General features: G+C 60.6%; 28 protein-coding genes. 8 read left to right on the forward strand and 20 right to left on the reverse strand.

Translation table 11 applies throughout. The features are described 5' to 3' along the window. Positions 1 to 44 precede the first annotated feature (44 nt). The 4 genes from AC07OP_RS04855 to AC07OP_RS04870 form a co-directional block, all read right to left on the reverse strand. Positions 45 to 863, reverse strand: coding sequence for a M48 family metallopeptidase (locus AC07OP_RS04855; RefSeq protein WP_115486649.1), 819 nt, complete (start codon positions 861 to 863; stop codon positions 45 to 47). 151 nt (positions 864 to 1014) lie between these two features. Then, positions 1015 to 1635 (reverse strand): SOS response-associated peptidase, encoded by a 621-nt coding sequence (locus AC07OP_RS04860; protein ID WP_141605524.1) that lies wholly within the window; start codon positions 1633 to 1635, stop codon positions 1015 to 1017. 36 nt (positions 1636 to 1671) lie between these two features. Continuing rightward, positions 1672 to 1932, reverse strand: a complete 261-nt coding sequence (locus tag AC07OP_RS04865) for a putative signal transducing protein (RefSeq protein WP_027604786.1) — start codon at positions 1930 to 1932, stop codon at positions 1672 to 1674. Positions 1933 to 1943: 11 nt separating this feature from the next. After that, a complete protein-coding gene (locus AC07OP_RS04870) occupies positions 1944 to 2126 on the reverse strand; it encodes a CPXCG motif-containing cysteine-rich protein (RefSeq protein ID WP_027604787.1) in 183 nt (60 codons plus the stop codon). Positions 2127 to 2259: 133 nt separating this feature from the next. Between AC07OP_RS04870 and AC07OP_RS04875 the strand changes: the two genes are divergently transcribed. Then, entirely contained in the window at positions 2260 to 3423 is a 1164-nt protein-coding gene (locus AC07OP_RS04875) for a 1-acyl-sn-glycerol-3-phosphate acyltransferase (protein WP_495101141.1), read from the forward strand. A gap of 63 nt (positions 3424 to 3486) precedes the next feature. Here AC07OP_RS04875 and AC07OP_RS04880 read toward each other — a convergent pair whose 3' ends face one another. Then, a complete protein-coding gene (locus AC07OP_RS04880) occupies positions 3487 to 3744 on the reverse strand; it encodes a hypothetical protein (RefSeq protein ID WP_027604789.1) in 258 nt (85 codons plus the stop codon). 183 nt (positions 3745 to 3927) lie between these two features. Between AC07OP_RS04880 and AC07OP_RS04885 the strand changes: the two genes are divergently transcribed. Beyond that, entirely contained in the window at positions 3928 to 4137 is a 210-nt protein-coding gene (locus AC07OP_RS04885) for a hypothetical protein (protein WP_027604790.1), read from the forward strand. A gap of 57 nt (positions 4138 to 4194) precedes the next feature. Here AC07OP_RS04885 and AC07OP_RS04890 read toward each other — a convergent pair whose 3' ends face one another. Beyond that, on the reverse strand, positions 4195 to 4782 hold the full coding sequence (locus AC07OP_RS04890) for a YajG family lipoprotein (protein ID WP_025855554.1): 588 nt from the start codon (positions 4780 to 4782) through the stop codon (positions 4195 to 4197). A gap of 194 nt (positions 4783 to 4976) precedes the next feature. Between AC07OP_RS04890 and AC07OP_RS04895 the strand changes: the two genes are divergently transcribed. Both AC07OP_RS04895 and mqo read left to right on the forward strand, forming a co-directional pair. Continuing rightward, entirely contained in the window at positions 4977 to 5210 is a 234-nt protein-coding gene (locus AC07OP_RS04895) for a hypothetical protein (protein ID WP_027604792.1), read from the forward strand. A 728-nt stretch (positions 5211 to 5938) separates the two neighbouring features. Then, complete coding sequence (mqo, locus tag AC07OP_RS04900) at positions 5939 to 7465, forward strand: malate dehydrogenase (quinone) (RefSeq protein WP_065938541.1); 1527 nt, start codon at positions 5939 to 5941, stop codon at positions 7463 to 7465. 131 nt (positions 7466 to 7596) lie between these two features. Here the strand turns inward: mqo and AC07OP_RS04905 are convergent, their stop codons facing one another. The 4 genes from AC07OP_RS04905 to AC07OP_RS04920 form a co-directional block, all read right to left on the reverse strand. After that, positions 7597 to 7884 (reverse strand): PA4642 family protein, encoded by a 288-nt coding sequence (locus tag AC07OP_RS04905; protein ID WP_027604794.1) that lies wholly within the window; start codon positions 7882 to 7884, stop codon positions 7597 to 7599. Positions 7885 to 8013: 129 nt separating this feature from the next. Next, positions 8014 to 8499, reverse strand: a complete 486-nt coding sequence (locus AC07OP_RS04910; protein ID WP_027604795.1) for a hypothetical protein — start codon at positions 8497 to 8499, stop codon at positions 8014 to 8016. Positions 8500 to 8534: 35 nt separating this feature from the next. Next, positions 8535 to 9002, reverse strand: a complete 468-nt coding sequence (locus AC07OP_RS04915) for a WbuC family cupin fold metalloprotein (RefSeq protein ID WP_495101140.1) — start codon at positions 9000 to 9002, stop codon at positions 8535 to 8537. Positions 9003 to 9005: 3 nt separating this feature from the next. Continuing rightward, positions 9006 to 9563 (reverse strand): hypoxanthine-guanine phosphoribosyltransferase, encoded by a 558-nt coding sequence (locus AC07OP_RS04920; RefSeq protein WP_027604797.1) that lies wholly within the window; start codon positions 9561 to 9563, stop codon positions 9006 to 9008. A 163-nt stretch (positions 9564 to 9726) separates the two neighbouring features. Between AC07OP_RS04920 and upp the strand changes: the two genes are divergently transcribed. Beyond that, on the forward strand, positions 9727 to 10365 hold the full coding sequence (upp, locus tag AC07OP_RS04925; protein WP_027604798.1) for a uracil phosphoribosyltransferase: 639 nt from the start codon (positions 9727 to 9729) through the stop codon (positions 10363 to 10365). A 2-nt stretch (positions 10366 to 10367) separates the two neighbouring features. After that, positions 10368 to 11642: a uracil-xanthine permease family protein gene (locus AC07OP_RS04930; protein WP_027604799.1), complete on the forward strand. Its 1275-nt coding sequence runs from the start codon at positions 10368 to 10370 to the stop codon at positions 11640 to 11642. Between the two features lie 64 nt (positions 11643 to 11706). Here the strand turns inward: AC07OP_RS04930 and hisC are convergent, their stop codons facing one another. The 10 genes from hisC to AC07OP_RS04980 all read right to left on the reverse strand — a co-directional run bounded on the left by hisC (position 11707) and on the right by AC07OP_RS04980 (position 19736). Continuing rightward, positions 11707 to 12759: a histidinol-phosphate transaminase gene (gene hisC, locus AC07OP_RS04935; protein ID WP_495101139.1), complete on the reverse strand. Its 1053-nt coding sequence runs from the start codon at positions 12757 to 12759 to the stop codon at positions 11707 to 11709. Between the two features lie 3 nt (positions 12760 to 12762). Beyond that, positions 12763 to 14082, reverse strand: a complete 1320-nt coding sequence (gene hisD, locus AC07OP_RS04940) for a histidinol dehydrogenase (protein WP_065924286.1) — start codon at positions 14080 to 14082, stop codon at positions 12763 to 12765. A gap of 128 nt (positions 14083 to 14210) precedes the next feature. Then, complete coding sequence (hisG, locus tag AC07OP_RS04945) at positions 14211 to 14846, reverse strand: ATP phosphoribosyltransferase (protein ID WP_003188599.1); 636 nt, start codon at positions 14844 to 14846, stop codon at positions 14211 to 14213. Between the two features lie 212 nt (positions 14847 to 15058). Continuing rightward, complete coding sequence (murA, locus tag AC07OP_RS04950) at positions 15059 to 16324, reverse strand: UDP-N-acetylglucosamine 1-carboxyvinyltransferase (protein WP_024073479.1); 1266 nt, start codon at positions 16322 to 16324, stop codon at positions 15059 to 15061. Positions 16325 to 16347: 23 nt separating this feature from the next. After that, a complete protein-coding gene (locus AC07OP_RS04955) occupies positions 16348 to 16587 on the reverse strand; it encodes a BolA family protein (protein WP_027604803.1) in 240 nt (79 codons plus the stop codon). Positions 16588 to 16701: 114 nt separating this feature from the next. Then, a complete protein-coding gene (locus AC07OP_RS04960) occupies positions 16702 to 17007 on the reverse strand; it encodes an STAS domain-containing protein (protein WP_065924287.1) in 306 nt (101 codons plus the stop codon). Then, positions 17004 to 17651, reverse strand: a complete 648-nt coding sequence (locus tag AC07OP_RS04965) for an MlaC/ttg2D family ABC transporter substrate-binding protein (protein WP_141156758.1) — start codon at positions 17649 to 17651, stop codon at positions 17004 to 17006. The genes AC07OP_RS04960 and AC07OP_RS04965 overlap by 4 nt, the downstream gene beginning before the upstream one ends. 11 nt (positions 17652 to 17662) lie before the next feature. Further along, entirely contained in the window at positions 17663 to 18130 is a 468-nt protein-coding gene (gene mlaD, locus AC07OP_RS04970) for an outer membrane lipid asymmetry maintenance protein MlaD (RefSeq protein ID WP_003171814.1), read from the reverse strand. Next, a complete protein-coding gene (mlaE, locus tag AC07OP_RS04975) occupies positions 18130 to 18927 on the reverse strand; it encodes a lipid asymmetry maintenance ABC transporter permease subunit MlaE (RefSeq protein WP_010213107.1) in 798 nt (265 codons plus the stop codon). Before mlaE ends, mlaD begins: the two co-directional genes overlap by 1 nt. Next, the gene (locus AC07OP_RS04980; protein WP_003171811.1) at positions 18927 to 19736 is read right to left on the reverse strand and encodes an ATP-binding cassette domain-containing protein; all 810 of its coding nucleotides are present in this window, start codon (positions 19734 to 19736) and stop codon (positions 18927 to 18929) included. Before AC07OP_RS04980 ends, mlaE begins: the two co-directional genes overlap by 1 nt. Positions 19737 to 20047: 311 nt before the next feature. Here AC07OP_RS04980 and AC07OP_RS04985 point away from each other — a divergent pair, with 311 nt between their 5' ends. Further along, positions 20048 to 21022, forward strand: coding sequence for a KpsF/GutQ family sugar-phosphate isomerase (locus AC07OP_RS04985; protein WP_065938532.1), 975 nt, complete (start codon positions 20048 to 20050; stop codon positions 21020 to 21022). Beyond that, entirely contained in the window at positions 21023 to 21547 is a 525-nt protein-coding gene (locus AC07OP_RS04990) for a KdsC family phosphatase (RefSeq protein WP_495101138.1), read from the forward strand. Positions 21548 to 21550 lie beyond the last annotated feature (3 nt).

Raw genomic sequence — 21550 nt, forward strand, 5'->3', positions numbered from 1 at the left:
TGCTTTTTCCTGCAGCTTGAAGCTTGCTACTTGTCGTTGAAGTCTTAGGACTTCTTGGCCTGTTGGTAGAGCGGCATCACCTTCGGAATCGCCGCCTGCAACGAGGCGATCCGGCTGTCGGAGGCCGGGTGAGTGCTCATGAACTCCGGCGGTGCGCCTTCCGAAGCCTTGGCCATCTTGTTCCACAGCGTGATCGCCGCGTTCGGGTTGTAGCCGGCGCGGGCCGCCAGTTCCAGGCCGATCAGGTCCGCTTCGTTTTCATTGCTGCGGCTGTTTGGCAAGGTCATGCCGTAGTTGGCCACGGTATCGGCCAGCGCCAGGCTGTCCTGGCCCAGGCCGAACAACGCGCCGGCGCCCTGCTTGGCCATCTCGATGCCGTAGGCCTTGGACATGGCTTCGCGGCCATGCTCCCGCAAAGCGTGGGCGATTTCATGGCCCATCACCGCGGCCAGCTCATCGTCGGTGAGCTTGAGGTTGTCGATCAACGCGCTGTACACGAAGATCTTGCCGCCAGGCCCGCAGTTGGCGTTCATCTCATCGCTCTTGATCAGGTTCACTTCCCACTTCCACTGCGCCGCATCCGGGCGGAAGGTCGGCGCCTGGGCGATCAGCCGATTGGCGATCGCCTGCACGCGCTTGGCATTGGCACTGGTCTTGTCCAACTGGCCTTTGCTGCTGGCCTCGCCCAGGGTCTGCTGGTAGGACTGGGCGTACATCTGGTCGACTTCCTGGCTCGACAGCATGCTGAACATATATTGCTTGCGCTCAACCCCGACGGCGCCGCCGCTGGTGGTGTTGACCGACTGACACCCGGCCAGCAACACGCCTGCCGCCAATACACTTACGACCAATGATTTCTTCATCAATACACTCTCCCTGAAAAGACGCCCTGAAAACATGGCGCGTATCGTAGGCGCTCGTTTGTATCGGCGCCAGATACAACAGACGTGTAACCGATGAATTTCGGACACATCTCACACGCCCGGCAACTTCAGTGAGCAACTGGCCCCAGGCTCAGGCCGGGGTCAGGCACTCCGGCCCGTTGAGCTTGGGATCATTGACCATGTTGGCCAGGACTCGCTCGCGCAATGGGACCGGCTCACTGGCCAGCAAGCCTTGCAACACATGCAAGGGCGTCTCGGGATCGAGCCAGGCGGCCTGCCCCGCCACGTCCAGAATCAACGGCCGGCGCTGACTCTGGGCGGCCTGGGTCACCACTGCCGTACTCAGCCACACTTGCTCCTGCACCGGGTACGCCTCCCAGATCGCTGCAAAAAACAGGGTCGAGCCCTCCCCCGGCGTCAGCCAGTACGGACGCTTGCGCTGGGTGCCGCGCCATTCATAGAAGCCGTTGGCCGGCAGCAGGCAACGGCGCTGGCGAAACGCTTCGCGAAACATCGGTTGCTCGGCCAGGGTTTCGGCACGGGCATGGGCCGGGGTGCGGGAAAGGTCAGTCAGCCAGGGTGGCGTCAGGCCCCAGCGCGCCCGTGCCAGGGTGCGCTGGCCGTCATTGAGGCGCTGGATCAGCACCGAATCATTCGGGGAGATGTTCCACTGGGCCTGCTGGTCGGCCGGAAAACCCGGCAGGGCAGCAAAGGTAGGGTTCCAGCGAAACAGGGCATAACGTCCACACATGGGGCAACACGACTCTTGGGTAAACCGACCGACAGCCTAACAGACCAATACGTCGGGGAAGCTGTCGGGTTCATCGCCGGGCAGGGGTTGCGCACCGATATAGGCGGTAATCAGCTCGCGGGCTTCAGCCGCCCGGTCGTTATCCACTTCCAGCCCCAGCAGGCCGAAGATCGGCAACTCCCCCGTGCCGCCGAGCAAATGGCGACCTACCAGGTGCGCCTCGATGCCCTCGCTGGCGAGCATTTGCTGCAGCAACTCGCCTTCCATAAGGTTTTCCGGTTCGTAGATTCGCTGCATGGGCGTACCTGCTATTCGTTTTCACTGCGGGTTTCGAGCATCCACTCTTCACCATGGACCTGCAGGTTGAAAATGATCGGTCGGCAACACACCTGACAGTCCTCTATGTAGGTCTGATCACCGCCGGATAAATCCACCGCGGTCTCTACCGCTTCACCACAATAAGGACAATCGTACAGCGCAGTTTCCAGCATCGCAGTCTCCCAGGTGACTTGTGCGTATAATCGCCGGTCTATTTACAGGGCTATTTTCCGGCCGGGCCAATTCCCCGGACCGCACCCTGGTATTTCCTTTACTTACCCTAGCCGTTTCTAACAAGAGAGCATGATGGGCGAATTCGATACCATCCGACCTTACAACGACAGCGAAGTCCCGGCAGTGCTGGCCCGGCTGTTCAGTGACAAGGCCTTTCTGGACATCCTGACCCACTTCCGCTTCCCGCGCTTTGCCGGCGCCCTGGGCTGGCTGCTCAAGCCGATGATCGCGCGCAAACTGCGCCGTGAGTTCGCCGGTGTCACCACCGTGGCCACGCTTCAGGACAAAGTCGAGTATTACGTCGACCACACCATTGACCGGGCGACCGACGGCGTGACCTACACCGGCGTCGAACAGCTCAAATCCGGCACCGCCTACCTGTTCCTGGCCAACCACCGCGACATCGTGATGGACCCGGCCTTCGTCAACTATGCCGTGTACCACGCCGGCCTGCCGACGCCACGCATCGCCATCGGCGACAACCTGCTGCAAAAGCCGTTTGTCAGTGACCTGATGCGTCTGAACAAGAGCTTCATCGTGCACCGTTCGATCACCGGGCGAAAGGAGAAGATGGCGGCGTTCAACCTGCTGTCGGCCTATATCAACCATTCGATCCGCAACGACTGCCAGTCGATCTGGATCGCCCAGGCCGAAGGCCGCGCCAAGGACGGGGATGACCGCACCGAGTCGGCGATCCTCAAGATGTTCCATGTCAGCCGCAAGGACGAGCCGTTTGCCGAGGTGATCCAGTCACTCAACCTGACGCCGGTGTCCATCAGCTACGAGTACGACCCGTGCGATGCCGCCAAGGCCCGCGAACTGTATATCCGCGCCACCACCGGCACCTACGTCAAGGCGCAAGGCGAGGATGACGTCAGCATTGCCCTGGGCATCACCGGCTACAAAGGCCGCGTACATATCAACTTCGCGCCGCCGATTACCGAGCGTTTCGAAGACACCAAGGTCCTGGCCGTGGAAATGGATCAGCAGATTCTCGGCGGCTATCGGCTGTTCCCGGTGCACTACCTGGCGTACGCCCAGTGGAGCGATGCCGACCCGCAATTGCAGGTGCCAAAGGCAGCCGACGTATTCCCCGCGGACGAACTGGCCAAGGCACAGGCGGAGTGGGAGCGGCGCTTGAACGAATGCCCGGCCGAGCACCGGCCTTTCCTGGTGGTGCAATACGCGACGCCAGTGCGCAATCAGTATCGGGTCAAGGCTGGAATCCCGCTGTAAACACCGATCAAGAAAATATGGGAGGGGCCAAGCTCCCTCCCATATGATGGGTTCTGCGGTTTTTTAGATTCGGGTGCTGAGCCAGGAAATAGCCAGCGCCAGCCCAAGGCAGGCGAACCCGATGCGGTAAGCCACACGGTGCGCCCGCTCGGTGCGCACATCCAGGAACAGCATGGGCTGGTCGATTGCGCGATCTTCACTTTGCGCCGTCAGTTCAGCCATGGCGCGTTGCTCGCGCAGGCGGGTGATGAACAGCAGCGCAGCGCCTGGGCAGGCCACTGATAAAGCCACGGCATTGATCAATAGTGCGGGCAGCGCCATCGCAAACCTCGATGAAACAGTGTCTGGGTATCGGTTCAGATACAAACCTGAACGGTAGTGGCATCGAACGCCAAAACCGCTCCGCCCCCCATGGACGGCTAATGTATCCAGTAATTTACGCCGTCACCTGAACGTCACCTTAACAAGCCACTCTGTTGCCCTTCGAACACTTAGGAGCTTGTCATGCTGCACGCGCACAACCAGGATCGGCTGTATCTGATTGCCCAAAGCGACGAGCAAGAGGCGCTGATCGGCGGCCTGGCGTTCAATGTGCAGGACCGCCACTGGCTGGTGTATTGCGCCCTTGGCGGGCACCAGCATGCAGACTTGCCGGAGGCCGATCTGTTGACGGGGGTGAGCATGCTGGACTTTTGTATCGACACGGCAGCGTGAAACTGAAGGCATAAAAAAACCGGGCTCATCGCTGAGCCCGGTTTTTTGTTTGAGCGATTACTGCGAGCTGAGCAATGAACCGATGCTTGGGTCCTTGAACAGGCGGGTCAAGGCGTCGCTCAGGACGTCGCTGACCAGCTTGGTGTTGGTTTCCTGGTTAGGCGACATGCCGAAGCGCTGGTTCAGCGACGCACCGTAACGGCCGCTGTAGCGACGGGTGCCGGCGGTGACGTCGGACTTGAAGGTGGCGCCAATGGACGCCTCGGTCACGTAAAGACCGTCTTTAGGCGACTGATACTTCAACTCGGCCAGGGTGATCGTCAACTGCGGAGCGCCCGGCGCGTTGGGGCTGGGGGTGAAACCCAGCAGGCGCACGGCCGCTTCGGCCTGGGCCTGCAGCTTGGGCAGCACGTCTTGAGCGTTCACCGACACCAGGGCGGTTTCCGGGTACAGGCCACCGCGCGAACCGAGTGTCGGCGACGGACGACCGTCCACCACCCGTACCGACACCGGCTGGCCATGGCCCACCGGGGCCAGCTGCGTGGTGATTTTCGGTTCCGGGGTCAGTTGCTGCGGGCTGTTGGCGCAGCCAACCAGGGTCAAGCTGGTCACAGTGATCAAACCGAACAACAGGCGTTGCAACATGCGCTTCTCTCCAGAAATCAGGTACCGACAGGCCGGCAGTATAGCGGGGCGCCCCTGCTGGGAACTAGCGTCAGTTACAACCTGTGACCCGGGGCTTCGCCTGCGGTTCGATGTCACCGATATGTCATAGCCGTTACATGGGCTCGTCATCCGAAGCAGGCATGCTTGGCCTCAATCTCAGGAGGTTGATCGCCATGCATTTTCTCTGGTCGCTGTTTACGCGCAAGCCCGCCCTTCGCCAGTTCGCCCTGCTCGATGCGCAAGGCCGCTGCCAGGCCTTCAAAGCGTGCTGCCAGCCTCCCGTCGGCGAAGGCTGGGTGGAAATCGAAGAAATTCGCCTGAGCTGGATGCATCATCCGTTGCCGGCCCGCGCCCGTGTAAACCCACGCCCTGCGCGGTCGCCACGTCACCAGGCGTTGGCCGCCTGACCGAACGCCTAATAAAAGTCATAAAACCCGCCCATTTCCCCGGCGTTCTTCGCTACAATCTCCCCCCGATTATAAGGACGTCTCCTGATCGGGCCTCGCAGCATCGTTAATGCCTCGGTATTAACCCCAAGAATCGCCCACAGAGAGCCGCCCACACAGATCGAGTGAAGCTGGCGAGCTTGCTGTTTCCTTTGCAAACCACCCGCCTTTGCCGAATCTGCCAGAGCTGCCATTGCGCTCGGCCACTTGAGTTGTTTGCCCGTTTTGCCGCGTTTCGGCAGAGGTTTGCGGGCCAGGTGCCAGGCCGGGGCAGCCCTTTTTTGAGGTTCACGTCTTCAAAAGAGCGTGAAAAAAACGGGTTTTCACAACTTCACAAGAGTGTGGCGAGCAAATGAATAGTTTGGCGTTTGTACAAGCACCATCAGCGTCTGGAACAGCCCAACCACACAGGACCGAGTACTCCGCAAACACCGGAGCTTGAGCCTGTCCGCTACGGATTGATTGCACGAATCCCACGCTTTGACCATAAGTCGAATTGCCACAGGCGCCCATGAATGCGTTCATAGGCAGATCAGGCCGGGCAGGAAGCGTGTGCTGAATGTGCAAGGAATTGCGAAACGGACATGGCGATCCTGGCCATGGGTGACCTGGGGCAACACGTGAAACGCCCCGTCACTCCTGGCAGCCATGCCGTCAATTTGGTGCTGCAGATTTTGGAGACGCGTTAAATGGCGCATAACGAAGCAGTCGACGTAGTACTGGTAGGGGCCGGCATCATGAGTGCCACCCTGGCCGTACTGCTTAAAGAGCTCGACCCCGGCCTCAAGCTGGAAGTCGTTGAGCTGATGGACTCGGGTGCCGCGGAAAGTTCCAACCCGTGGAACAACGCCGGTACCGGCCACGCCGGGCTGTGTGAGCTGAACTACACGCCCCAGGCCGCCGATGGCTCCATCGACATCAAGAAAGCCGTGCACATCAACACCCAGTTCGAGGTGTCGAAGCAGTTCTGGGCCTACCTGACCAGGAAGGGCACCTTTGGCTCGTCCAAGTCCTTTATCAGCCCGGTGCCGCACCTGAGCTTCGTGCAGGGCGAAAAAGGCGTGGAGTTCCTCAGGAAGCGCTTTGAAACCCTCAGCCAGCACCATGCGTTCTCGGACATGCACTACACCGAAGACCGCAGCGAAATGGCCGAGTGGATGCCGCTGATGATGCCGGGCCGCCCGCTCGACGAAAAAATCGCTGCCACCCGCGTGATGAACGGCACCGACGTCAACTTCGGCGCCCTGACCAACCAGCTGCTCACTCACCTGACCAGCTCACCGGACGCCCAGGTCAAGTACAGCAAGCGCGTGACCGGCCTCAAACGTAACGGCGCGGGCTGGACCGTGAGCATCAAGGACGTCAACAGCGGCAACAGCCGCGAAGTGGACGCCAAGTTCGTGTTCCTCGGCGCCGGTGGCGCGGCCCTGCCGCTGCTGCAGGCCTCGGGTATCGAAGAAAGCAAAGGGTTTGGCGGGTTCCCGGTCAGCGGCCAGTGGCTGCGTTGCGACAACCCGGAAGTGGTCAAGCACCACCAGGCCAAGGTCTACAGCCAGGCTGCCGTGGGCTCGCCGCCGATGTCCGTGCCGCACCTGGACACCCGCGTAGTCGACGGCAAGAAATCCCTGCTGTTCGGGCCCTACGCCGGCTTCACCACCAAGTTCCTCAAGCACGGCTCGTTCCTCGACCTGCCGCTGTCGGTTCGCGCCGGCAACATTGGCCCGATGCTGGCCGTGGCCCGCGACAACATGGACCTGACCAAGTACCTGGTCAGCGAAGTGATGCAGTCCATGGAGCAGCGCCTGGAATCCCTGCGTCGCTTCTACCCTGAAGCGAAAGCCGAAGACTGGCGCCTGGAAGTGGCCGGCCAACGGGTGCAGATCATCAAGAAAGACCCGAAGAAAGGCGGCGTGCTGCAATTTGGCACCGAGCTGGTCGCGGCCAAGGACGGTTCGCTGGCTGCGCTGCTGGGTGCCTCGCCGGGCGCCTCGGTGACGGTGTCGATCATGCTGGAATTGATCGAGCGTTGCTTCCCGCAGAAAGCTGCCGGTGAATGGGCGACCAAGCTGCACGAGATCTTCCCGGCGCGGGAGAAGGTCCTGGAGACTGATGCCGAGCTGTATCGCAAGATCAACGCGCAGAACAACATCAGCCTCGAACTGGTTGAATCTGCCGCCGAGACCGGTAGGAGCGAGCTTGCTCGCGAAGATCGTTAACGATAACGCAGCGCATCTGGTTTAACGCGGCGTTCTCTGGTTTTTTGCGGGCAAGCTCGCTCCTACAGTAAAAAGCAAAAACGCCCCGTTCTCGCGATGAGAACGGGGCGTTTTTTTATGCCCAGGAATAATCAGCCGCGGGCGTTGTCGATCAGCTCGATATAGTCGGCGGCGTTGCGCTGGTCCTTGATCAGGTCGACAAACGTCTGGCCGTGCTCATCCTTGCCATCCAGGTCCAAACCGGCCGCCTTGAAGAAAACCAGGAAGCGTTCGAAGTCGTCGATACGCAGGCCACGGTAGGCCTTGATCAGTTTGTGCAGGGACGGGGACGTCGCGTCAACCGGCTCGAAGTCCAGGAACAACTTGATCTGGTCGTCGCCGATCTCGTCACCAATCACCTGTTTCTTATCTTTACGCATTACCGACTCCAGCCAGCAGACATTTACACGGGATTTGAAGTCTACCTGCGAGGCGCAGGCTTCGAAAGCGGTGAAGAACCAATGCGGCCGGGGGCAAGCCCTTCCCACATTGGTTCTTCAGTGTTTTTGCTATTTGCTACGAACAGCACCGGTATGCACATCCGCCCAGACATGCCCGTTGGCGTAACTGAGGAACTGCACATACACCGTGTCATTGCGCAGCAGGTCGACAATCACTCGGTACTGGGCCACCGGGTAGGACAGGGTCAAGGTTTTGCTCTTGTCATCGTATACCGGCTTTTTCAGGCTTTTGCTTTCGGCATCGAAGTTGAGCACCACCTGGCTGATGGTCGCGCCTTTGTTCAGGGACTTGCCCTTGAGACGGATCATCAGCGGCGAGGTTACCGGGATCGGCTGTTGCGTGGATTGACGCTGGTTGCCCACCACCACCGCATACTCGGTGACTTGCAGCAGTTGCTGCTGGTCAGGGGTTTCGGCGCGCAGGGTCAGATCGTCCGGCGGCAGGAACTGCGCATGCATCGGCGCAGGCGCCGCAGCCAGCGGCAGACTGAGGGTCAACGCCAGGGCGGCGCAGGTGCGTATCAACAGGCTCATGGGCCGCTCCGCAAGAGGTGGCCCAGCACTGTAGCTCAATCGAACTGGGCAAGCATCCAGCGTTGATACTCGGCCACGTTGGCGTCGCCTTCACGGGGCGCCCAATCGGCCAGTTCGCCTTCGCCCACCGGCCGATAAGGCCCGGCCTTGCACTCGAACATCACCGTGTCGGGCGCGAGCACCACCAGGCCATGGAACACGCCGGGCGGCAGGTCGACGCCCGAGCATTCGCCGCCGGCCTGCATCACGCGCTTGGCAAGCACCTCGCCGGTGTCGCTGAACACCAGCAAGCCCAAGCGCCCCTGGAGGACCAGCAAGGTTTCCGCCTTGTCCGCGCTCAAGTGCCGATGGGGCGGCACGTAGGTGCTGGGCTGCAGGCCCACGGCCAGGCGATGGCACGGATCTTCCATCTGATGAAAGTTGTGATGATGCCGGCCACGGAGGCTGGCGCCCGCTTTCTCGGCCAACTCGGCAAACAGCGTCTGATCAAGAAAGCGAGTCATGGGTTACATACCTTTGACGGCGTAGATTCCATTGGCGTTGCGCCAGTAGCCCTTGTAATCCATACCGTAACCGAAGATGTAGCGATCGATGCACGGCAGGCCGACGAAATCGGCTTTCAACTCGGGACGGGCCTTGCGGTCGTGGTCTTTGTCGATCAGCACGGCGGTGTGCACCTTACGTGCGCCAGCGTGTTTGCAGAAGTCGATGATCGCGCCCAGGGTGTGGCCCTCATCGAGGATGTCGTCGATGATCAGCACGTCGCGGTCGATGAACGAAACTTCCGGCTTGGCTTTCCAGAACAGGTCGCCGCCGCTGGTTTCGTTGCGATAACGAGTGGCGTGCAGGTAGGACGCTTCCAACGGGAACTGCAGGTGAGTCAGCAATTTGCCGGCGAAGATCAGGCCACCGTTCATCACGCAGAAGACCACCGGGTTGGTGTCGGCCATCTCGCGAGTGATGTGTGCGCCGACCTTGGCGATCGCTGCTTCGACTTGCGCTTCGGTGTACAGGCAGTCAGCCTCGCGCATGATTTGACGGATATGCTCGAGATCAGCGGACATGGCGCTCTCCAAGGGGTGCTGTGGCAAGAAAAGCGGGCGAAGGTACGCTTCTCATGCGCTCCGAGCAAGCCTTAATGGACTAACGTACTAGATGTCTATAGGACAACACCCTCGGATAGATTAATCTAGGCCGGTTTTTTTGCCCGCCGCCGGAGCCTTTCCCATGCCCACTCGCGAGATCCGCCACCCGCTGATCCGACACAAACTCGGCCTTATGCGCCGCGCCGACATCAGCACGAAGAATTTCCGTGAGCTTGCTCAGGAAGTTGGAGCGCTGCTCACTTACGAAGCCACCAAAGATTTGCCCCTGGAAACCTACGACATCGAAGGTTGGGCTGGCACCGTCCAGGTCGAGAAAATCGCCGGTAAGAAAATTACCGTGGTGCCGATCCTGCGTGCCGGTATCGGCATGCTCGAAGGCGTGCTCAGCCTGATCCCGGGCGCCAAGGTCAGCGCCGTCGGCGTCGCCCGCAACGAAGAAACCCTGCAGGCCCACACCTACCTGGAAAAACTCGTACCGGAAATCAACGAGCGCCTGGCCATGATCATCGACCCGATGCTCGCTACCGGCAGCTCCATGGTTGCCACCATCGACCTGCTGAAAAAAGCCGGTTGCCGGGACATCCGTGCCATGGTGCTGGTGGCCGCGCCCGAAGGCATCGCCGCCGTCGAGAAAGCCCACCCGGATGTACAGATCTACACCGCCTCCATCGACGAGCGCCTGAACGAACACGGTTACATCATCCCAGGCCTGGGCGATGCCGGTGACAAGATCTTCGGCACCAAGCAGAAGGACGCGTGAGCATGCAGGATGAGTTCAACGACCCGCTTTGGCGCCAGATCCTGTCTGGCGCACAGATGCTCTTCGTAGCATTTGGCGCGCTGGTGTTGATGCCACTGATCACAGGTCTTGATCCAAACGTCGCCCTGTTCACCGCCGGCCTGGGCACGTTGTTGTTCCAACTGGTGACAGGACGGCAGGTGCCGGTCTTCCTGGCGTCGAGCTTTGCCTTCATTACCCCGATCATTCTTGCCAAGGGCCAGTTCGGCCTCGCGGCGACCATGGGCGGGGTGATGGCGGCCGGTTTTGTCTATACCTTCCTCGGCCTGGCCGTGAAGATCAAAGGCACCGGTTTCATCGACCGCCTGTTGCCACCTGTGGTGATCGGCCCGGTGATCATTTCCATCGGCCTGGCCATGGCACCGATTGCCGCGAACATGGCGATGGGTAAATCCGGCGATGGCGCCGAGTTGATTCATTACCAGACGGCGATGATGATCTCGATGCCGGCGCTGCTGACCACGTTGATCGTCGCGGTGTTCGGCAAGGGTATCTTCCGCCTGGTGCCGATCATCTCCGGCGTGCTGGTGGGCTTTGCCATGGCGTTCTACTTCGGCGTGGTCGACACGGCGAAAATCGCCGCCGCCCCGTGGTTCGCCCTGCCCCACTTCACCGCGCCGGAGTTCAACTGGCAGGCGATCCTGTTTATCGTCCCGGTGGCCCTGGCCCCGGCGATCGAACATATCGGCGGCGTAATTGCGGTGGGCAGCGTGACCGGTCGCGACTACCTGAAGAAGCCTGGCCTGCACCGCACCCTGCTCGGTGACGGGATCGCCACCACGGCCGCCGGCCTGTTTGGCGGCCCGCCGAACACCACCTACGCCGAAGTGACGGGCGCGGTGATGCTGACCAAGAACTACAACCCGAAGATCATGACCTGGGCGGCAGTGTTTGCCATCAGCCTGGCGTTCATCGGCAAATTCGGTGCACTGCTGCAAAGCATCCCGGTGCCGGTGATGGGCGGGATCCTGTGCCTGCTGTTCGGCTCGATTGCCGCGGTGGGGATGAACACCTTGATCCGCCACAGGATTGACCTGGGTGAGGCGCGCAATCTGGTGATTGTGTCGGTGACCCTGGTGTTCGGCATTGGCGGCGTGCTGGTGGGAACCGGGACCGGTCCGGATGACTTCGGCCTGAAGGGCATTGCCCTGTGTGCGGTGGTAGCGATTGGCCTGAACCTGTTGCTGCCGGGCAATGATGGCTGGAAGAACAAGAAGCCGGATGAGCCGCTGATCTAACTGCCAACGCAAAAACCAATGTGGGAGGGAGCTTGCCCCCTCCCGCATTTGATTTCAGCGCCCGTTAAAGCTCGCCGAGACCATCGATCAGCGCCTGGTTCTGCTCCGGCGTACCGATGCTGATCCGCAGGAACTGGGCAATCCGCTCCTGCTTGAAGTGCCGCACGATCACCCCTTGCTCACGCAGCTTGGCCGCCAGGCCGGCTGCGTCGTGCCGTGGGTGGCGGGCAAAGATGAAGTTGGCCGCTGACGGCAACACTTCAAAGCCTTTACCTTCCAGTTGCGCGACCACCTTGTTGCGGTTGTAGATGACCAGTTGGCACGTCTTCTCGAAGTACGCCCGGTCCTCGAACGCCGCCGCCGCGCCGACAATCGCCAGGCGATCCAGCGGGTAGGAGTTGAAGCTGTTCTTGACCCGCTCCAGCGCTTCGATGAGGTCCGGGTGGCCCACGGCCAGGCCCACGCGCAAACCGGCCAGTGAGCGCGATTTGGACAGGGTCTGGGTCACCAGCAGGTTCGGGTAACGGTCCACCAGGCTGATGGCTGTTTCGCCGCCAAAGTCGATATAGGCTTCATCGACCACCACCACCGAATCCGGGCTGGCCTTGAGGATCTGCTCCACGGCGTCCAGCACCAGCACACAGCCGGTGGGCGCGTTCGGGTTGGGGAAGATGATCCCGCCGTTGGGCCTGGCATAGTCCGCTACGCGGATCTGGAACTGCTCGTCCAACGGCACCGGGTCGGACTTGATGCCGTAGAGGCCGCAGTACACCGGATAGAAGCTGTAGCTGATATCCGGGAACAGCAACGGTAGCTCGTGCTGGAACAGGCCGTGGAAAATGTGCGCCAGGACTTCATCGGAGCCGTTACCGAGGAACACCTTGCCGGCGTCTATCCCGTAGTACTTGGCCACGGCCTGCTTGAGCAGGTCGCTGTTGGGGTCCGGGTACAGGCGCAGGTTGTCGTTCAACTCGGCCTGCATCGCAGCCAGCGCCTTGGGCGACGGGCCGTAGGGGTTTTCATTGGTGTTGAGCTTGACCAGCCTGGTCAGCTTCGGTTGCTCGCCGGGCACGTAAGGCACGAGGTCCTTGACGAAGGGGCTCCAGAATTTGCTCATGTGTTATTTCCCCTCTTCCAGGATTCGGTACTCAGCGCTACGGGCGTGGGCGCTCAGGGATTCACCACGGGCCAGCACCGAAGCGGTCTTGCCCAATTCGGAAGCGCCTTGTGGCGAGCAAAAGATGATCGACGAACGCTTCTGGAAGTCATACACCCCCAGCGGCGACGAGAAGCGCGCGGTGCCGGACGTCGGCAGCACGTGGTTGGGGCCGGCGCAGTAGTCGCCCAGGGCTTCGCTGGTGTGGCGGCCCATGAAGATCGCACCCGCATGGCGAATCGACGGCAGCCAGGCCTGTGGATCGGCCACGGACAGCTCCAGGTGCTCCGGCGCGATACGGTTGGCCACTTCGATGGCCTGTTCCATGTCACGCACCAGGATCAGCGCGCCACGGCCATTGATCGACTTCTCGATGATCTCGGCGCGGTCCATGGTCGGCAGCAGCTTATTGATGCTGGCGGCGACCTTGTCGAGGAACTCGGCGTCCGGGCTGACCAGGATCGCCTGGGCGTCCTCGTCGTGCTCGGCCTGGGAGAACAGGTCCATGGCGATCCAGTCCGGATCGGTCTGGCCGTCGCACACCACGAGAATTTCCGACGGGCCGGCGATCATGTCGATACCGACCTGGCCGAACACGTGGCGCTTGGCAGTGGCCACGTAGATGTTGCCGGGGCCGACCACCTTGTCGACCTTCGGCACGCTTTCAGTGCCATAAGCCAGGGCGGCAACCGCTTGGGCACCGCCGATGGTGAACACGCGGTCGACACCGGCAATGCAGGCGGCAGCCAGTACCAGTTCGTTGATTTCACCGCGCGGGGTCGGTACCACCATGACCACTTCGGTCACGCCGGCCACCTTGGCGGGAATCGCGTTCATCAACACCGACGAGGGGTACGAGGCCTTACCACCCGGCACGTACAAGCCGGCACGGTCCAGGGGCGTGACCTTCTGGCCCAATACGGTGCCGTCGGCCTCGGTGTAGCTCCAGGAATCCTGCTTCTGTTTTTCGTGGTAGCTGCGCACTCGGGTCGCGGCGACTTCGAGGGCCTGGCGCTGGGGCGCGGTGATGCGCGTCAGGGCCAGTTCCAGGCGTTCGCGGGGCAGGATCAGGTCGGACATGGACTTGACGTCCAGACCGTCGAACTGCCGGGTGAAATCCACCAGCGCCGCATCACCGCGCTCGCGCACGGCCTTGATAATGTCGAGGACCCGCTGGTTGACCGAGTCGTCGGACACGCTTTCCCAGCTCAGCAGATGATCCAGATGATGGGCGAAATCCGGGTCGGCAGCGTTGAGTCGGGCAATTGCAGTGGACGTGGTCATAGCGAGGGCCTCAATAGAATTGGCAAAAACTCAGGCGCCCTAAACTAGCAGTCGTTTCCGCTTGGGCACCTGAGAATTCTGGCTATGAGGCGGATAGACGGGCGCAGCTTTTCAGCTACGCGGGTGAGTCAACCGCGGTGTCGAGACTCCACTGCCTTGCGCAGGGTGTCGATCAACGCCTGGATACGGGCGTGCTGCATCTTCATCGACGCTTTGTTGACGATCAGCCGAGAGCTGATGTCGGCGATAAAGTCCTGCGGTTCGAGACCGTTGGCACGCAGGGTGTTGCCGGTGTCGACCACGTCGATGATCTTGTCGGCCAGGCCGATCAGCGGCGCCAGTTCCATCGAGCCGTAGAGCTTGATGATGTCGACCTGACGGCCTTGCTCGGCGTAGTAGCGCTTGGCGACGTTGACGAACTTGGTGGCCACGCGCAGGCGGCCCTTAGGCTCGACATCACCGACACGGCCGGCGGTCATCAGCTTGCACAGGGCAATGCGCAGGTCCAGCGGCTCGTACAGGCCTTGGCCGCCGTATTCCATCAACACGTCTTTACCGGCGACACCGAGGTCGGCCGCGCCATGTTCAACATAGGTCGGCACGTCGGTAGCCCGTACGATCAGCAGGCGAACGTCGTCCTGGGTCGTAGGGATGATCAGCTTGCGGCTCTTGTCCGGATTCTCGGTCGGCACGATGCCCGCTTCAGCCAGAAGCGGCAAAGTGTCGTCAAGGATGCGGCCCTTGGACAGTGCGATGGTCAACATGGGAAACGTCAGTCCTTCATCAGGCTATTGCTGTCCGGTCGCAAACGGCGCCAGACACAGATCGAGGCCATGACAGCCTCGATTTGAAACAAACCAGTGTCTGTAGGAGCGAGCTTGCTCGCGAAAAACGTCAACGATAACGCGTTTATTCAGACTCAACGCGGTGCCCACGAGTTCTTCGCGAGCAAGCTCGCTCCTACAATGCAGTGGGACTAGCCCGGAACGCGGCGGATTTTCGCGCCGAGCATCTGCAGTTTCTCTTCGATGCACTCGTAGCCACGGTCTATGTGGTAGATGCGGTCGATCAAGGTATCGCCTTCGGCGATCAGCGCCGAGATCACCAGGCTGGCCGAAGCGCGCAGGTCGGTGGCCATGACCGGCGCGCCCTTGAGCTTCTCGGTGCCGGTCACGATGGCAGTGTTGCCTTCAACCTGGATCTTCGCGCCCATGCGGTGCAGTTCGTACACGTGCATGAAACGGTTTTCGAAGATGGTCTCGATCACGGCCCCCGTGCCTTCGGCAATGGCGTTCAAGGAGATGAACTGCGCCTGCATGTCGGTCGGAAACGCCGGGTATGGAGCGGTACGCACGTTAACGGCTTTTGGCCGCTTGCCGTGCATGTTCAGCTCGATCCAGTCTTCACCGGTGGTGATTTCGGCACCGGCTTCGCGCAGTTTCTCCAGGACCGCTTCCAGGATGGTCGGATCGGTGTCCTTGACCTTGACGCGACCACCGGTGACGGCGGCAGCAACCAGGTAGGTACCGGTCTCGATACGGTCCGGCATCACTTTGTAGGTGGCCGGGTGCAGGCGTTTCACACCGTCGATGGTGATGGTGTCGGTGCCGGCGCCGGTGATGTTGGCACCCATGGCGATCAGGAAGTTGGCCAGGTCGACCACTTCAGGCTCGCGCGCAGCGTTTTGCAGCACACTGCGGCCGTTGGCCAAAGCAGCAGCCATCATGATGTTCTCGGTACCGGTCACACTGACGGTATCAAAGAAGAAGTTGGCGCCACGCAGGCCGCCTTCCGGCGCCTTGGCCTTGATGTAGCCGCCTTCGACGTCGATGGTCGCGCCCATGGCCTCAAGGCCACGGATGTGCAGGTCCACCGGACGCGAGCCAATGGCGCAACCGCCAGGCAATGCGACTTCGGCTTCGCCGAAACGAGCGACCATCGGGCCCAATACCAGGATCGACGCACGCATGGTCTTCACCAGTTCGTACGGGGCGATCAGGGTCTTGATGGTGCGCGGATCGATTTCGACGGACAGCTTCTCGTCGATTACCGGCTCAATACCCATGCGACCAAACAGCTCGATCATGGTGGTGATGTCGTGCAGGTGCGGCAGGTTGGCCACGGTCACAGGGCCATCGCACAGCAGGGTCGCAGCCAGGATCGGCAAGGCAGAGTTTTTCGCACCGGAAATGCGAATCTCGCCATCAAGGCGGGCACCGCCGGTAATAATCAATTTATCCATAAGAATCTCGACGCCTTGGGGGCTCAGGTGCGCTCGGCCCAGGCCGCGCGGCTGAAAAATTTCATAGTGACCGCGTGGATGCTGCCATCGGTGATCCACGGGTTCAAATGGGCATAGATCTGCTGCTGACGCTTGACCGGGCTGAGTGCCGCCAGTTCATCGCTAATCACGTTCAGCTGGAAGTTGCAGCCTTCGCCTTCAACTTCTACGTTCGTATCCGGCAGCTTTCCTTCGAGAAAGCTCTTAACTTCTAGGGCCTGCATGATCAACCTCTATCGGCGCCCAGTGCGCACGGGTCGCACATCATACAAAAAAGCCCCGCGCCTGCGAACCCCGCATAGCAGGACTCTGACGGGGGGCTTTATCGATAATGTGTATTAAGGATGCGCCAACAGCTCGGTCAAACCGGAAACTTCGGCGATTTCACGCATGTCTTCGGGCAATGCACGAAGGGTGACCGACTTTTTGGCCGCTTCGGCATCACGCATGAAACACAGCAGCAACGACAAGCCGACACTGCTGGACTTGGTTACCGCCGAGCAATCCAGCACTAGCGCAGGGGCCGTGCTGGTCTTGATCAGCGCCTGGCCCTGCTTGCGCAGGTCAGGCCCGGTGCGGTAATCGAGCACGCCGCTGAGGAACAGCTCGCCCGCGTCGCCGAGACGAACAGCCGACTCGGTCATTGCACAGGTTTCCCGGCGGCTTTATCGGTCTCTTCCTTGGCCTTGGCGACTTCACCGGCCCAACCATTGATGGTTTTGTCCAGGTCGTTGCCATTGCGCTGCATCGCGTCGGCGAACTGGTCACGGAACAGCTTGCCGATGTTGATGCCGTTGATGATCACATTGCGCAGTTTCCACTCGCCATTGATCTTCTCCAGCGTGTACTGCACAGGGTAGACGGCACCATTATTGCCCTTGACGCTCATGTTGACACTGGTGCGGTCACCCGACTCATCCCCGGCGGGAGCGACGGTAATGCCCTGGTTGTTGTACTCGAGCAAAGCGTTGCCATAGAACTGGAACAGGCCGCGCTTGAAGTTCTCCTGGAACGTCTGCATTTGCGCAGGGGTGGCCTTGCGCGAATATTTGACCGTCATGATGCTGCGCGAAATACCTTCAGCATCGACGACCGGGCCCACGATGCTGTTCAGCGCCTCGTAGAATTTGCTCGGATCTTGCTTGTACTGCTCTTTATTGGCAGTCAGGTCAGCCAACATCTTGTTGGTAGTGTCCTGCACCAGTTCGTGCGCAGAACCCGCTGCGTTGGCCATCAACGGCAGCGCTGCCAGCAGTACCAGGAGGCCACGTCGCAAGGTAGAGATCATGTACAGATTCCTCATTTGGCGTCTTTATTGACCGTATTGAGCAGGAATTTACCGATCAGGTCTTCAAGCACCAGCGACGACTGCGTGTCGTGGATGGTCGAGCCATCCTTGAGCAGCGCTGTTTCCCCGCCCACACTGACACCGATGTACTTCTCGCCCAGCAGGCCCGCAGTGAGGATAGATGCAGTGGAGTCGGTCGGCAGATTATCTACCTTCTTGTCCAGTTGCATCGTCACTCGACCGGTGAAGCTGTCGCGATCCAGATCGATTGCCGTGACCTTGCCGATGGTCACACCGGCCATGGTCACTTTAGCTCTGACAGTCAAACCGGCGATATTGTCGAAGTACGCGTAAAGTTTATAAGTATCGGCGGTGGGGCTGGCCGAAAGGCCGCTGACTCGCAGGGCCAGCAACAGTAAAGCCAGGATGCCAGCCAGCAAGAAAAGGCCGACACCGATTTCCACAGTGCGGTTTTGCATCAGAAATCTCCAAACATCAAGGCGGTCAAAATGAAGTCAAGGCCCAGTACTGCCAACGAGGCGTACACAACGGTCTTGGTGGTGGCGCGACTGATCCCTTCTGAAGTGGGCTCACAGTCATAGCCTTGGAATACGGCGATCCAGGTCACTACAAAGGCGAAGACGATGCTCTTTATGATGCCGTTGAGCACGTCACCGCTGAAGGTCACGCTGTTTTGCATGTTGGCCCAGTAGGAGCCGTCATAGACGCCCAACCAGTCCACCGCCACCCACGAGCCGCCCCAGATACCGACCACGCTGAAGATCATCGCCAGCAACGGCAGGGAAATAAAGCCGGCCCACAGGCGCGGGGCAACAATGTACTTGAGCGGGTCCACGCCGATCATTTCCAGGCTGGACAACTGCTCGGTGGACTTCATGTTGCCGATTTCGGCGGTCAACGCAGAACCCGCACGCCCGGCGAACAGCAACGCGGTCACGACCGGCCCCAGCTCACGCAGCAGCGTCAGGGCAACCATCTGCCCTACCGCCTGCTCCGAACCGTAGCTGGACAGGATATTGAAGCCCTGCAACGCCAGCACCATCCCGATGAACACCCCGGAGACCACAATGATCACCAGGGACATCACGCCCACCGAATGCAACTGCTTGATCAACAGGCCGAAGCCGCCGCCGATGCCACCGCGGCCGAGCAACGCGTGAAACAGGAAAATCGTCGAGCGGCCCAGCACTTCGACGATGTCGATACCGGATCGACCGAAAAGGCGAACCTTCTCGATGAGAGATGTCTTGCGCATCAGCGCTTCCCCAGAAGGTCTGAGCGGTAATCCGCTGCCGGAAAGTGAAAAGGCACAGGGCCATCGGGATCGCCGGTCATGAATTGGCGAATACGCGGGTTGTCGGCGTTCATCAGCTCTTCAGGCGTACCCTGCCCCAGCACCTGGCCATCGCCGACTACATAAAGGTAATCGGCAATGCTCGCGGTTTCTGCAAGGTCGTGGGAGACCACGATACTGGTGATACCCAGCGCATCGTTGAGCAGACGGATCAGGCGTACCAGCACGCCCATGGCAATCGGATCCTGGCCGACGAAGGGCTCGTCGTACATGAGGATCTGCGGGTCGAGGGCAATGGCACGCGCCAGGGCCACGCGGCGCTTCATGCCGCCGGACAGTTCGTCGGGCATCAGGTCGATGGCACCACGAAGGCCCACGGCCTGCAGTTTCAGCAACACAATGTCACGAATCATTTCGTCGGACAGCTGGGTATGCACCCGCAACGGAAACGCCACGTTCTCGAACACATCGAGGTCGGTAAACAGCGCACCGCTCTGGAACAGCACCCCCATATGCTTGCGCGCATCGAACAGATCACTGCGCGACAGCGTCGGCAGGTTCTGGCCGTTGACCCATACTTCACCGGCGCTGGGGCGCAATTGCATGCCCATCAGACGCAGCAGCGTGGTCTTGCCGCAACCGGACGGCCCCATGATGCCCGTGACCTTGCCGCGGGGAATGCGAATATCGACGTTATTGAAGATGCTGCGCGTCCCGCGCTTGAAGGTCAGTCCCTTCAGCTCGACCGCGTAGGCGTTATCGGCACTCATCTAAACTCCTTGGGATGCAGCCTCTCACTCAGACACCATGCATGCGACAAACGTTTGCAACGGTGACGCATATAGATAGCCACATGGGCTGGGCGGACCGAACTGGCGGCGAACTATATCACTGCTGGTACAGGGCGCCCAAGGCCGGAACTGCGCTAGTTCAGTTTAGGGACAGGGAAAAAACGTTGCTGGCTATGTTACTGAGGATGGTTCTCAGGCATTCGTTGAATAAAGCCTGACGAACTTGCGTGAGGGAATTGATCATTACCGCTATAATCGCCGACTTTTCGTCAGGCTATACGACTTCAGACATGAGCCAATCCAGCGACCTTATTCAATCCGCGCAACGCACCATCCGCCTCGAAGTTGAAGCCGTAGAAGGCTTGCTGGCCCATATCGACGCAGATTTCGTACGCGCCTGCGAGATGATCCTGGCCAGCAAGGGCCGTGTTGTCGTGGTCGGCATGGGCAAGTCAGGCCACGTCGGCAACAAGATCGCCGCCACCCTGGCCAGCACCGGGACCACCGCATTTTTCGTGCATCCGGCCGAAGCCAGCCACGGCGACATGGGCATGATCACCAAGGATGACATCATCCTGGCGCTGTCCAACTCCGGCACCACCAACGAAATCGTGACCCTGCTGCCGCTGATCAAGCGCCTGGGCATCAAGATGATCAGCGTCACCGGCAACCCGGAATCTACGCTGGCAAAGGCCGCCGACGTGAACCTGAATGTTCACGTGGACCACGAGGCCTGCCCGCTGAACCTGGCGCCGACCTCCTCCACCACCGCCGCCCTGGTCATGGGCGACGCCCTGGCCGTGGCGCTGCTGGAAGCCCGTGGATTCACCGCTGAAGACTTCGCATTTTCCCACCCGGGTGGCGCCCTGGGCCGCCGCCTGCTGCTGAAAGTGGAAAACGTCATGCATTCAGGCGAGGAATTGCCCCACGTCCAACGCGGCACCCTGCTGAAGGACGCGCTGATGGAAATGACCCGCAAGGGCCTGGGCATGACCGTGATCCTGGAAGCCGACGGGCGCCTGGCCGGGGTATTCACTGACGGTGACCTGCGTCGCACCCTGGACCGCACCATCGATATCCGCACCGCGACCATCGACGCCGTGATGACCCCCCATGGCAAGACTGCACGCCCTGAAATGCTGGCAGCCGAAGCATTGAAGATCATGGAAGACCACAAAATCGGCGCGCTGGTGGTGGTCGATAGCGACGACCACCCGGTGGGCGCCCTGAACATGCACGACTTGCTGCGTGCGGGAGTGATGTAAATGACCAGCGACCTGTTGCAACGCGGTAAACAGATCAAACTGGCGATTTTCGACGTTGATGGCGTGCTGACCGATGGCCGCCTGTACTTTCTCGAAGATGGCAGCGAATTCAAGACGTTCAATACCCTCGACGGCCAGGGCATCAAGATGCTGATGGCTTCGGGCGTGCAAACGGCGATTATCAGCGGCAGAAAAACCCCCGTTGTGGAACGCCGCGCACAAAACCTCGGTATTCCTCACCTGTATCAGGGCCGCGAGGATAAACTGGTGGTTCTGGACGAGCTTCTTGGCCAACTCAACCTAAGCTATGAGCAGGTTGCCTATCTGGGCGATGATCTGCCCGACTTGCCGGTCATTCGCCGAGTGGGCCTGGGCATGGCCGTCGCCAATGCGGCGACGTTTGTTCGCGAGCACGCCCATGGCGTCACCACCGCCCGTGGCGGCGAAGGTGCCGCCCGCGAGTTCTGTGAACTGATCCTGCGAGCCCAGGGCAGTCTTGAAGCGGCCCACGCCGCCTACCTATAGAGC

This window comes from Pseudomonas sp. GW821-FHT09D08 (assembly GCF_059416305.1).

Bases quoted from the DNA above. Each gene is read 5' to 3' on its own strand.
- mlaE (WP_010213107.1), bottom strand. From the start codon at position 18,927: ATGCGCAAGACATCTCTCATCGAGAAGGTTCGCCTTTTCGGTCGATCC.
- AC07OP_RS04930 (WP_027604799.1), top strand. From the start codon at position 10,368: ATGCAGGATGAGTTCAACGACCCGCTTTGGCGCCAGATCCTGTCTGGC.
- AC07OP_RS04980 (WP_003171811.1), bottom strand. From the start codon at position 19,736: ATGAGTGCCGATAACGCCTACGCGGTCGAGCTGAAGGGACTGACCTTC.
- AC07OP_RS04870 (WP_027604787.1), bottom strand. From the start codon at position 2,126: ATGCTGGAAACTGCGCTGTACGATTGTCCTTATTGTGGTGAAGCGGTA.
- AC07OP_RS04955 (WP_027604803.1), bottom strand. From the start codon at position 16,587: ATGCAGGCCCTAGAAGTTAAGAGCTTTCTCGAAGGAAAGCTGCCGGAT.
- mqo (WP_065938541.1), top strand. From the start codon at position 5,939: ATGGCGCATAACGAAGCAGTCGACGTAGTACTGGTAGGGGCCGGCATC.
- hisD (WP_065924286.1), bottom strand. From the start codon at position 14,082: ATGACCACGTCCACTGCAATTGCCCGACTCAACGCTGCCGACCCGGAT.
- mlaD (WP_003171814.1), bottom strand. From the start codon at position 18,130: ATGCAAAACCGCACTGTGGAAATCGGTGTCGGCCTTTTCTTGCTGGCT.
- hisG (WP_003188599.1), bottom strand. From the start codon at position 14,846: ATGTTGACCATCGCACTGTCCAAGGGCCGCATCCTTGACGACACTTTG.
- AC07OP_RS04965 (WP_141156758.1), bottom strand. From the start codon at position 17,651: ATGATCTCTACCTTGCGACGTGGCCTCCTGGTACTGCTGGCAGCGCTG.
- AC07OP_RS04860 (WP_141605524.1), bottom strand. From the start codon at position 1,635: ATGTGTGGACGTTATGCCCTGTTTCGCTGGAACCCTACCTTTGCTGCC.
- AC07OP_RS04905 (WP_027604794.1), bottom strand. From the start codon at position 7,884: ATGCGTAAAGATAAGAAACAGGTGATTGGTGACGAGATCGGCGACGAC.
- AC07OP_RS04875 (WP_495101141.1), top strand. From the start codon at position 2,260: ATGGGCGAATTCGATACCATCCGACCTTACAACGACAGCGAAGTCCCG.
- AC07OP_RS04865 (WP_027604786.1), bottom strand. From the start codon at position 1,932: ATGCAGCGAATCTACGAACCGGAAAACCTTATGGAAGGCGAGTTGCTG.
- AC07OP_RS04910 (WP_027604795.1), bottom strand. From the start codon at position 8,499: ATGAGCCTGTTGATACGCACCTGCGCCGCCCTGGCGTTGACCCTCAGT.
- AC07OP_RS04895 (WP_027604792.1), top strand. From the start codon at position 4,977: ATGCATTTTCTCTGGTCGCTGTTTACGCGCAAGCCCGCCCTTCGCCAG.
- AC07OP_RS04915 (WP_495101140.1), bottom strand. From the start codon at position 9,002: ATGACTCGCTTTCTTGATCAGACGCTGTTTGCCGAGTTGGCCGAGAAA.
- upp (WP_027604798.1), top strand. From the start codon at position 9,727: ATGCCCACTCGCGAGATCCGCCACCCGCTGATCCGACACAAACTCGGC.
- AC07OP_RS04960 (WP_065924287.1), bottom strand. From the start codon at position 17,007: ATGACCGAGTCGGCTGTTCGTCTCGGCGACGCGGGCGAGCTGTTCCTC.
- hisC (WP_495101139.1), bottom strand. From the start codon at position 12,759: ATGAGCAAATTCTGGAGCCCCTTCGTCAAGGACCTCGTGCCTTACGTG.
- murA (WP_024073479.1), bottom strand. From the start codon at position 16,324: ATGGATAAATTGATTATTACCGGCGGTGCCCGCCTTGATGGCGAGATT.
- AC07OP_RS04890 (WP_025855554.1), bottom strand. From the start codon at position 4,782: ATGTTGCAACGCCTGTTGTTCGGTTTGATCACTGTGACCAGCTTGACC.
- AC07OP_RS04985 (WP_065938532.1), top strand. From the start codon at position 20,048: ATGAGCCAATCCAGCGACCTTATTCAATCCGCGCAACGCACCATCCGC.
- AC07OP_RS04880 (WP_027604789.1), bottom strand. From the start codon at position 3,744: ATGGCGCTGCCCGCACTATTGATCAATGCCGTGGCTTTATCAGTGGCC.
- AC07OP_RS04920 (WP_027604797.1), bottom strand. From the start codon at position 9,563: ATGTCCGCTGATCTCGAGCATATCCGTCAAATCATGCGCGAGGCTGAC.
- AC07OP_RS04855 (WP_115486649.1), bottom strand. From the start codon at position 863: ATGAAGAAATCATTGGTCGTAAGTGTATTGGCGGCAGGCGTGTTGCTG.
- AC07OP_RS04885 (WP_027604790.1), top strand. From the start codon at position 3,928: ATGCTGCACGCGCACAACCAGGATCGGCTGTATCTGATTGCCCAAAGC.
- AC07OP_RS04990 (WP_495101138.1), top strand. From the start codon at position 21,023: ATGACCAGCGACCTGTTGCAACGCGGTAAACAGATCAAACTGGCGATT.